The organism is Acinetobacter sp. AL9, assembly GCF_041464035.1.
GTDB classification, from domain to species: Bacteria; Pseudomonadota; Gammaproteobacteria; order Pseudomonadales; family Moraxellaceae; genus Acinetobacter; species Acinetobacter towneri.
Map to the genome: position 1 here is coordinate 22,014 of NZ_JAYFSK010000030.1, position 10,406 is coordinate 32,419.

Below are 10,406 nucleotides of genomic sequence, written 5' to 3' on the forward strand. Positions count from 1 at the left end.
CAAAATTTAAATTATCATACCTTTTTATAAAATTTTTGCCGATGTTTCACGAAAATTGTTTTATACAAAAATATGATTAGCTTTCAACAAAATGCGAATTAGAATAAAGAGATGACGGCCTCAGTTTAATTGTCGATTTTCTCGGCACTTGGGTTTGAAATTCGCTATTTATTTTTTGACAATAGCAACACATAACAAAATGTAGGGAATGCAATGTCTAATAAACGTTACAGTCAGCTTTATCGTAATTTCACTAAAAAAATCTTAGATAAGATTGTGACGCCACAAGTATTAGGCACGACTGCAGAATTAGAACATCGTGTTGCACAAAGCTCTGAAAAAACACAATTTTGTTATGTGCTGCAAGATGCCTCTCTCAGCAATACCGTATTGATTGATCAGCAGACGCAATCTCGTGGTTTACCTTCTGTGTATGCGCCTTTAAACATTGCCGAGCATCAGGAAGACGATTCCATTTTGGTCTTGCGTGAGAAAAACCCACAGCACAGTGCTTATCACTACTCTGCTAAATTGATTCGACTCATTGAAACCTTAGAGCAACATCCTGAACATGATGTGTTGTTAGTTCCCGTAACTGTACTTTGGGGACGTTCACCCGAATACGAAGACTCTTGGTTTAAAGCATTATTTGCCGATGCATGGTCTACGCCAAACAAGCTTAAACAAACCATTAATATTTCGCTCTATTCACGTGATAACTACATCGAGTTTCATAAAGCAATTTCCTTACGTCAGCTTATTGAACAAGCCACACAACAACAACCACACTTATCGCCTGCGCACTTTATTGAGCAACATCTGGAACACAATTTTAATCAACACAAAGAAGCGATTTTAGGCCCAGACTTATCTGACCGCCGTAATTTGATTCATGCGTTGATGAAAAGTGAAGCAGTACAACAAGCTATTCGTAAAGAAAGTATCGAACAAAAAGTCAGTATGTTTGAAGCAGAAAACCGTGCTAAAAGCTATTTAACTGAAATTGTATCGGACTTTTCTTATTCGACTTTGCGTTTTGCTGAACTGGCACTGACCAAGCTTTGGACACAGCTCTATGATGGCATTGAAGTGCATCACTTTGACACGGTACGCGAACTCGCCAAAGACTATGAAATCGTCTATACCCCTTGTCATCGTAGCCACATCGACTATTTGTTGCTGTCTTATGTGATTTTTAATCGTGGCTTGATGGTGCCGCATATTGCAGCAGGTATTAATTTAAATTTACCAATTGTGGGTCAATTAATGCGTGGTGCAGGTGCGTATTTTATTCGCCGTACTTTCAGCGGCAATGAATTATACACCTCGGTATTTAAAAAATATTTACACAGTTTATTGTCACGCAACACCCCACTCGAATACTTCATTGAAGGTGGACGCTCACGTACAGGTTTATTGTTACCGCCGAAAAAAGGCATGTTGTCGATGACCATTCAAAGCCATTTACGCGGAGCAACCAAACCAATTGCATTTATTCCAACGTATTTTGGTTATGAAAAACTGATTGAAGGCACATCTTATTTAAATGAATTAAACGGCAAACCGAAAGAAGCCGAATCTTTATGGGGTATTTTAAACTCTGCCCGTAAAATTGAAAAAGTCTTTGGTCAGGTCTATGTCAACTTTGGCGAACCTGTATTTTTAGATGATGTTTTAACTGCCAACCAAGCACGCGATGTAAAACTGAACATAAATGATGAACTACCGACCTCTGTGATTCACACGGTAGATCATACTGCGCATGCAATCTTGGAAAATATCAATAAAGCGGTGGTGATTAACCCAATCGCCCTCATCTCTCTGATTTTATTAAATGCCGATCAGCATGCATTGAAACAAGATGAGCTGCTCACCCGAATTGAACAATATCGACGTTTGCTCAAACAATTGTGCTACGACCCACGTATGATTATTACGGGTTTAAATCCACAAGAAATTATTGAATATGCGCTAAAACTTAAACAAGTTGAGCGTTATAACCAAGATGGTGTAGAACAGATTCGAGTCGCAGAAAGCCAAAAAATCTTATTGAGCTATTTTAGCAATAATATTTTGCACTGCTTTATTTTGCCTGCGTGTGTAGCATTAATTGTGCAGCAGTTTAATGAACAAAATTTAGCATTATCATGCGCAGATTTAATGCAAAAACTGCAGGCGATTTATCCATATTTGAAGCAAGAGTTTTTCTTGGCATGGACGGCGCAAGAACTTTCTCAAGAAATCGAAAAAATTGTGGCGTACTTTATTCAGCAAAATTGGGTTACAGAAGCAAATCTGCAATTACAGCCGAACCCAGCTACACAGCATGAACTCTATGCCTTAGCTGAACTGGCAAAACCAAGTTTAAATAATTTCGTATTGATTCAAGGGCTTTTGCAGCGTTATAGCGCACACATCCCTTTAAATCTGAAAGTTTTGGAAAAAATGACCAAAACCGTATTACAACGCGCTGCAGATTCTGCACAATTTAAGTATGCATATTATTTTGATAGTGCCACCTTAAAAAGTTTTATCAGCAGTTTAGATCAGCAAGCCTTGTTGCAACACAATGCTGCGCAGATAAGCCTAGATGATACTTTTAGTGCCAAAATGTCTGAATACTTTGCTTGGTATAACCCAGAAATTCACGAGTTATTAGCTGCATCGAGTGAATTTAGTGAGAAAGAATTAAAAAGTTTTGAACAGGTGAAAAAATAGGTTTTATTGTAACTCAGCCACTTTTTTATCAACTTTTTGATTAGAATATCAGCCCATTATTTATGATTGGCTGATATCTTTTCTTAAATGATACTTGTTCTCATATATAAATAATGATTTATGTTATATAATTTATCTTCCACTCCCGCCTAATATATATTGGGTTAGCTGTAAATTAAGAGAATAAAACAATGAACGATGGTCTTGAAATCACATCAATGCGTGAATCTGCGGATACCGTTGTTGGAATTTTAAAATCTTTGGCGAATAGTGACCGTCTTTTAATTCTTTGTCATTTATCTCAACAAGAATTAAACGTATCGCAAATTGAAGAAATAACTCAAATTCATCAGCCTACTTTATCGCAACAATTAATGATGCTGCGTAAAAGTGATGTGGTGAATACCCGCCGTGATGGCAAGCAAATTTTTTATTCAATTAAAGATGAAAAAATGGTGCAGGTACTTAATACCCTCTATGCACTTTATTGCCCGCAGGTCTAAATGATAATGCCTGTATTATCAGGCATCACCATAAAACTTGAATACTCTCCTGCTATTTCAAAGACTTCTTAGCATTTTTTGTTCATAATATATCTAAATTTATGATTTAGATTTCAGTATGTCAGATTTCAATTCACGTTTGGCTCGTGTACTGCCTGCTTGGCAATGGCTGCGAAAATACAATGCAGAAACATTGAAATCTGATCTGCTGTCTGCGTTTATTGTCATTGCCATGTTGGTACCTCAAGGAATGGCCTATGCCATGCTTGCAGGTTTGCCTCCTGTCATGGGTTTATACGCGAGCGTGATCCCCATGATCATGTACGCCTTGGTTGGTGGCAGCCCAACCTTGTCCATTGGCCCAGTCGCCATTATTTCTATGATGACCTTTGCGACGCTCAATCCTTTATTTGAAGTCGGCTCGGCAGCTTATATTCAAGCAGCTTGTTTACTTGCCCTGATGGTCGGCATTATTTCACTACTTTTAGGTGTTTTTCGTTTCGGTTTTTTAATTCAACTCATTAGCCATCCTGTTATTAAAAGCTTCATTATTGCCTCTGCATTAATGATTGCGATTGGACAGCTTAAATTTCTTTTAGACATCCCCCTTAAAGCCAATAACTTACCCGAGTTCTTATACAGCTTTTGGCAATATGTGGGACAAACCCATCTTTATAGCGTGCTCTTGGGTGTTGCTGCCATTTTATTTCTAATTTACGCCCCTAAAATCATCAACAGTAATGCCATTCGTGAACGTGTTCGAGGGAATGGTTTTATCTTAAAAGCCTTGCCATTGGTATTGGTGATCGGTTCGATTGCTTTGGTTTATTCATTGCATTTGCAACAAGTCGGAATTAAAACAGTCGGAGAAATTCCTTCAGGATTTCCGCCTATTCAATTCCCTGAATGGAATGCACAACTTGTTCTACAACTCCTTCCTGGCGCAGCCATGATTGCCATGATCAGTTTTGTGGAATCTCTGTCTATTGCGCAAGCCACCGCCTTACAACAACGTAGTCACTTAAATAGCAATCGGGAACTGATTGCACTCGGTTTAGCCAATTTTGGCGCAGGTGTTAGCTCCTCTTTTCCCGTCACAGGCAGTTTGTCGCGTACCGTGGTCAATGCCGATGCAGGTGCAAAAACACCAATGGCAGGTGTATTTACCTCCATCGTGATTGTTATTGTCAGTTTATACTTCACGGGATTTTTCCAAGACTTACCACTGGCTGTTTTGGCTGCAACCATTATTGTTTCAATTTGGAAACTGGTCGAGTTCCAATCTTTTAAAGAAACTTGGCGTTATTCCAAAGCCGATGGTCTGGCCATGTGGGTGACGTTCTTTGGTGTTGTATTCATTGATATTTCGACAGGTTTAATTATTGGGATTGTGTCCACCTTTATTCTAATGTTGTGGCGTATTAGCCGACCACATATTGCGGTAATTGGTTTACTTGAAGGCACACAACATTTTCGTAATATTCAGCGGCATCAAGTGCGTACCGCGCCACACGTGCTATCCATGCGAATTGATGAAAATCTAACCTTTTTAAATGCCAATACTTTAAAAGGCTTTTTTATTAATCAAGTCAGCCAAAACCCTCAGTTAAAGCATGTAGTGGTGAATTGTTCGAGTATTAGCAGTATTGATTTAAGCGCACTCGAAATGCTGGAAGATTTAAATCTTGAACTAAAAAAATTGAATATTTGTCTGCATTTTTCTGAAATTAAAGGCCCGGTAATGGACAAATTACAACACTCAAAACTTTTGCAGCATTTAAATGGAAAAGTTTTTTTTTCACATTATTTAGCCATGCAAGAGCTTGCGCCTGAACTGACTTAAAGATCAAGAAATTGATCTTTAATTTTATCTTTAAAACTGGATGTTCAACACACATACTTTTTGATCAATGAGTACTTTTATCTTGCTGAAATTTAAACAGTTTAATAAATATCACTTTTAAAAATATAGACTTAACTTTTAAATCAAAATTATTTTTAAGCACATGGATATTTCAGTATAAAATAGCCGCTTTTCTTTTACCTTATTTTCGTATGTTTTCAGCTTTTTTGCGTTTGAGTTTAGTCTCCCGAATTATGATTGCAATTGTACTCGGTGTGGCTGTTGCAATTTTATTTCCAGAATCTGCGCCTTATTTAAGCCTTTTGGGTGATTTATTTATTAAAGCCCTAAAGTCTGTTGCGCCAATTTTAGTGTTTATTTTGGTCATGGCATCGATTGCCAATTTTAAAATTGGAAGCAGCAATGCTTATATCAAACCGATTATGCTGATGTATGCGATTGGTATGTTCTTGGCTGCGCTCAGTGCAGTTATTGCAAGTACGCTTTTCCCAAGTACATTATTTTTAGATGTTGCAACACAGTCAGAATTAACCCCGCCGGGCAGTCTTGCTGAAATTTTGAAAAATCTTTTACTTAGTTTTGTTGCTAACCCTGTAGTTGCCATTGCCGAAGCCAACTTTATTGGTATTTTGGCTTGGGCTGTGGCTTTAGGGATTGCCTTCCGCCATGCTACAGAGTCCACCAAAGCATTGTTGAATGATGCAGCCAATGCAGTCAATCGCGTTATTCGCTTGGTGATTAACTTTGCGCCTTTCGGTATTTTTGGCTTGGTTGCCGTGACATTTGCCGATGCAGGCTTGAGCACCTTAGCCAGTTATGCTCAATTATTGGCAGTCTTGTTAGGTACGATGTTCTTTGTCGCGTTGGTCATCAACCCAATCATGGTGGCATTTGTGACCCGCAGCAATCCTTATCCTTTAGTTTTTCAATGCTTACGCGAAAGCGGTATTACCGCATTCTTTACCCGTAGTTCTGCAGCCAATATCCCTGTCAATTTAGACTTAGCCAAGCGTTTAGGCGTACAGGAGTCGACTGCAAGCGTTGCAATTCCTTTAGGTGCAGCAATTAATATGGCAGGCGCATCAGTCACCATTACCGTTTTGACCTTAGCTGCAGTAAATACCTTAGGGATTTCTGTCGATTTTAGCACCATGCTGATTTTATCTGTGGTTGCAACGGTGTCGGCCTGTGGTGCTTCAGGCGTTGCGGGCGGCTCGTTACTGCTGATTCCTGTAGCGTGTGGCTTATTTGGTATTTCTTCAGATATTGCTATGCAAGTTGTTGCAATTGGTATGGTCATTAGCGTATTGCAAGATTCAACCGAAACTGCACTTAACTCATCTACCGATGTGCTATTTACTACTGCGGTTGACCGTGGTTTGAGTTAAGATACAATGCGTTAGGAAACTTACGCAATCATCCATTATGCCTTTTCAAACTTTACCCCTTTGGGTGCAATTTGGTGCTTTTTTTCTAGCCGTCAATGCTGGAATTATTAACGTACTCGGATTGGTGACCGTACTGCACCAGTCCGTTTCGCACATGACTGGTAACGTCAGTATCTTGGCGATGGCGCTAATCGACTGGAAACCAGAAGCTATGATTTTCTTGTTTCTGGTGATTTTGTGCTACGTGATTGGCTCATTTTATAGTGGCGTCATTTTAGGAAATAGCAATTTTCGCTTAGGGCGTCGTTATGGTTTGCCCATGAGTTTGGTGGCATTTTTTATTTTAATCTGCTGGGCATTATTGCCTTATTTCCCACGTTATGCCCTGCTTTGGGCATCGGTTGCCATGGGCATACAAAATGCCATGATCAGCTACTATAAAGGCACCATCATCCGCACCACACATTTATCTGGGGTATTGACCGATTTAGGCTTAGCTCTCGGTTATCGAGTGCGGGGCTTACAAGTTGAAAAAAGGCGTATTGTTTTACACCTACTGATTTTAATTGGTTTCTTTGTGGGTGGATTACTCGCTGCAGCCATTTATCCTACATTTAAACTGAATTCTTTTCTGGTACCTGCAGGACTCAGCCTAAGTTTGAGTTTGGTGTATTGGATTATTTATTTTCGCTATCGACATCTTCAACATTAAGTTTCGGAAATTATCATGGTTAAAAATGCACTACAGGCACAATTGCTCAAAGCGGGTTTAGTGGATAATAAAAAAGCAAAAAAACTGTCTAAACAAACCTTACACGAACAGCGCACAGGTGAAAGTAAAGATGCTGAAGTGAAAGCCAAAATTGCACAGGCACAGCAAGAAAAACTCGCCAAAGACCAAGCTATTGAGCAAGAAAAGAAAGCCGCTTTACAGGAAAAAGAACTGAAAGCAGCAATTATGCAAATGATTCAGCAGCATAAAATTCGTGATACCGATGGTGAAGTGGCTTATCAGTTTTTAGATGGCAAGATTAAAAAAGTGTATATCAATCAACAAATTTACAATGCACTCGTGGCAGGTAGTTTGGTGATTGCCAAAGAAAATGACAGTTATGCGTTCCTGCCTAAAGCTTTAGCTGAACGTATTAATAGCAAAATGGAAGGCTTTATTATTGTCAATAATGCCGAGAAAAATGAAGCCACGACAGATGAAGAAGATCCATACGCAGCCTATGTGATTCCAGATGATTTAATGTGGTAGATCACGCAAGTATTTATGCAAATATTTATGCTAGGTATCTATTCAAAGCCAGTATCTGTACTGGCTTTTTTATTATGACTGCAACTTGATTGAAAACTTTCAGTAAAAACAAATAATTGAAATGTAGCAAAAAGTTACTCAGCCTTCAAATTTAAACTTTAGTCGATACACTATCTAACAATTTCATACATCAATGAAGAATTAAGGTGAATTGCAGGCCAAAATTCTAAGTGCCGTGCAGACGAAAATCAGCAACCTTAAAGCGAGGACCTTTTGCAAGAATTTAATTTTATTCAAAATATTCAGGAATGGTATAACCAATACCCTTGGTTAGAAATGCTGACCTCACTCAGTATTGTGATTCTACTGGCAATTTTAGCCAACTTTATTGCCAAGCAAATTGTAGTGCGCGGGATTCGCAAACTGATTTCTAAAATGACCTTTGCCAATAGTGAAATTATTTCACAGCATAGTGTCATCCGACGTATTGCCAACATTGTCCCAGCTGTCGTGATTATGAACGGCATCACCACCGTACCGCATTTGTCAGATAAAGTAGAAAGCTTTGTGCAAATGGGTGCGCAAGCCTTTATATTCCTGACCATTGCATTGGCAATTTCTGAATTTTTAAATATTTTTAACCTGTTCTATCAACGCAACCCTAAGTCACGCAACAAGCCAATTAAGGGCTATTTGCAGTTAGTTAAACTCATTATTTATGTGGTCTGTGCCCTCATGATTTTAGGCACTTTCCTGAAAAAAGATGTGTTTACCTTACTCGCAGGTTTTGGTGCGATGGCTGCTGTTTTGATGTTGGTTTTCCAAAATACCATTTTATCTCTAGTGGCTTCGGTACAAATTTCTTCCTACGATATGGTACGGATTGGTGACTGGATTGAAATGCCTTCTTTAAATGCCGATGGTGATGTCATTGATATGTCATTACATACAGTCACCGTGCAAAACTGGGATAAAACCCTGACCACTATTCCAACCAATAAACTCATTACCGATACCTTTAAAAACTGGCGTGGCATGCAGGAAGCTGGTGCCCGACGTATTAAACGTGCCATTTTAATTGATCAAAGTTCTGTGCACTTTATGACTGAACATGAACAAAGCAAACTTAAAGAGTTTTTGTTATTGGATCAATATTTACATAGCAAAAATGAAGAAATTGAGCAGTTTAATCAGCAGTTAGCAAATCAATCACAATACAACCAACGCCGTTTAACCAATTTAGGGACTTTTCGTGCCTATGTTGAATTTTATTTGAAACAGCATCCAGGTATTAATCAATCTCAGTCATTGATTATTCGCCAACTACAGCCCAGCAGTGAAGGTTTACCGCTAGAAATTTATGCCTTTACCAAAACCACTGCATGGAAAGAATATGAAAGTATTCAATCCGATATTTTTGATCATTTGCTGGCGATTATTCCTGAGTTTGGCTTAAAAGTGTATCAAGCACCATCAGGTTCAGATTTAAAGCAAATTGGCGCACCATTTAAAGCAAGCTCTGCCAAAAGTCTAAATCCTGTAGAAATTGACGAGGCATAATTGTGAATTTACTACCGAGCCATGTGTTGCAAAAATTCTTGCATGGCTCAGTAGCCGTTTTTATTTTCAGCAAGACGATAAAATTTTCATTAAATTAAAATGCTCTCGTACACTCGTATATGAATAAGAGAAAATAAAGTCTTATTTGTAAGAGCTTTGTTGAAACAAATATCTAACACTATGTTTTAATTATATTTAAATTTCCTCAAACCTTTAAATCACAGCTTGCTCCAAATTTATGTAATAAGGTCATTGCCGGTTGAAAAAGTCTAATGATTCTAAGAATTCACCTAACTTTTCAACTCACTAAAATGTGTCGCTCTTGTTAATTGATTCTGGATTCGAAAAATGATCATCAATAATTCGTCTAATGAAAGATTGAAATTCACTACTTTTGTGCTTTAGCGCTCTAGATGATCAATACACGCGCTACAGGATGAGGGGTACGAGTTTATAAAAGATCTCTAATAGACCAAATAATGAAAAGTTTAAGGCAGGACGCGGTACAACGTCGCAAAACATTGTTCTGCTTTTTCATTACTACAGAAATTAATGGTGTGCGCATTTTTCCATTTTACAAAATATTGTGAAATGTCCCCTGTTTGGTCTTCCTGATATCCAGAACAATCCACTTCATTATTGTCATATTTAACTTGCAAAATTAAAGCCGGTAACGAATTTGCAGGGTCTTGTGAAGGTTGATAATCATATACACCTGCAGACCATTCTTGACCGCTTTTAATCACCACATCGCTATTACTTTTAAAGTTGTAATATTCAATACATTTACGATTATTTGGGATTTGCATGCCCCACAGCCCCACAATTTCTGGACGGGTCACCACACGAAATTTATTGGTCGTTTCTGCTGCTACTGGCGTTAACTTGGCTGAATCTATTGTTGTATTTTCATTCGCAATCGCGCAGACAGAACATAAGCTTAAAACTGTGGTTAGATATATTTTTTTCATACATTTATTTAAAGACGCAGATTCAAATCTCAAGTGCAACACATTTGTAGTTAGTTGAAAAAGTTAGGTGTATTCATAGAATCATTAGACTTTTTCAACCCGCAATTGGAAAGCACACGATGAAGAAATACACCCAACTTT

Annotated in this window: 8 protein-coding genes; 7 read left to right on the top strand and 1 reads right to left on the bottom strand. The window is 38.3% G+C overall.

The features are described from left to right. Window positions 1–213 precede the first annotated feature (213 nt). From plsB to ACEO2X_RS08455, 7 genes are all read left to right on the top strand, one after another. Entirely contained in the window at window positions 214–2,718 is a 2,505-nt protein-coding gene (plsB, locus tag ACEO2X_RS08425; protein ID WP_371971645.1) for a glycerol-3-phosphate 1-O-acyltransferase PlsB, read from the top strand. Window positions 2,719–2,909: 191 nt separating this feature from the next. Further along, complete coding sequence (locus tag ACEO2X_RS08430) at window positions 2,910–3,221, top strand: metalloregulator ArsR/SmtB family transcription factor (RefSeq protein ID WP_004973501.1); 312 nt, start codon at window positions 2,910–2,912, stop codon at window positions 3,219–3,221. Between the two features lie 118 nt (window positions 3,222–3,339). Beyond that, on the top strand, window positions 3,340–5,064 hold the full coding sequence (locus ACEO2X_RS08435; protein ID WP_371971647.1) for a SulP family inorganic anion transporter: 1,725 nt from the start codon (window positions 3,340–3,342) through the stop codon (window positions 5,062–5,064). A 212-nt stretch (window positions 5,065–5,276) separates the two neighbouring features. Then, window positions 5,277–6,473: a serine/threonine transporter SstT gene (gene sstT / locus ACEO2X_RS08440; protein ID WP_180079343.1), complete on the top strand. Its 1,197-nt coding sequence runs from the start codon at window positions 5,277–5,279 to the stop codon at window positions 6,471–6,473. 37 nt (window positions 6,474–6,510) lie between these two features. Next, a complete protein-coding gene (locus tag ACEO2X_RS08445; protein WP_131261946.1) occupies window positions 6,511–7,185 on the top strand; it encodes a YoaK family protein in 675 nt (224 codons plus the stop codon). A gap of 15 nt (window positions 7,186–7,200) precedes the next feature. Continuing rightward, the gene (locus ACEO2X_RS08450; RefSeq protein ID WP_004973493.1) at window positions 7,201–7,734 is read left to right on the top strand and encodes a DUF2058 domain-containing protein; all 534 of its coding nucleotides are present in this window, start codon (window positions 7,201–7,203) and stop codon (window positions 7,732–7,734) included. A 273-nt stretch (window positions 7,735–8,007) separates the two neighbouring features. Beyond that, a complete protein-coding gene (locus ACEO2X_RS08455; RefSeq protein ID WP_179995706.1) occupies window positions 8,008–9,294 on the top strand; it encodes a mechanosensitive ion channel family protein in 1,287 nt (428 codons plus the stop codon). A gap of 488 nt (window positions 9,295–9,782) precedes the next feature. Here the strand turns inward: ACEO2X_RS08455 and ACEO2X_RS08460 are convergent, their stop codons facing one another. Further along, entirely contained in the window at window positions 9,783–10,265 is a 483-nt protein-coding gene (locus tag ACEO2X_RS08460; RefSeq protein ID WP_004973490.1) for a hypothetical protein, read from the bottom strand. Window positions 10,266–10,406: the final 141 nt, after the last annotated feature.

Coding starts and splice junctions, on each gene's coding strand:
- plsB (WP_371971645.1), top strand. CDS start 214: ATGTCTAATAAACGTTACAGTCAGCTTTATCGTAATTTCACTAAAAAA.
- ACEO2X_RS08430 (WP_004973501.1), top strand. CDS start 2,910: ATGAACGATGGTCTTGAAATCACATCAATGCGTGAATCTGCGGATACC.
- ACEO2X_RS08435 (WP_371971647.1), top strand. CDS start 3,340: ATGTCAGATTTCAATTCACGTTTGGCTCGTGTACTGCCTGCTTGGCAA.
- sstT (WP_180079343.1), top strand. CDS start 5,277: ATGTTTTCAGCTTTTTTGCGTTTGAGTTTAGTCTCCCGAATTATGATT.
- ACEO2X_RS08445 (WP_131261946.1), top strand. CDS start 6,511: ATGCCTTTTCAAACTTTACCCCTTTGGGTGCAATTTGGTGCTTTTTTT.
- ACEO2X_RS08450 (WP_004973493.1), top strand. CDS start 7,201: ATGGTTAAAAATGCACTACAGGCACAATTGCTCAAAGCGGGTTTAGTG.
- ACEO2X_RS08460 (WP_004973490.1), bottom strand. CDS start 10,265: ATGAAAAAAATATATCTAACCACAGTTTTAAGCTTATGTTCTGTCTGC.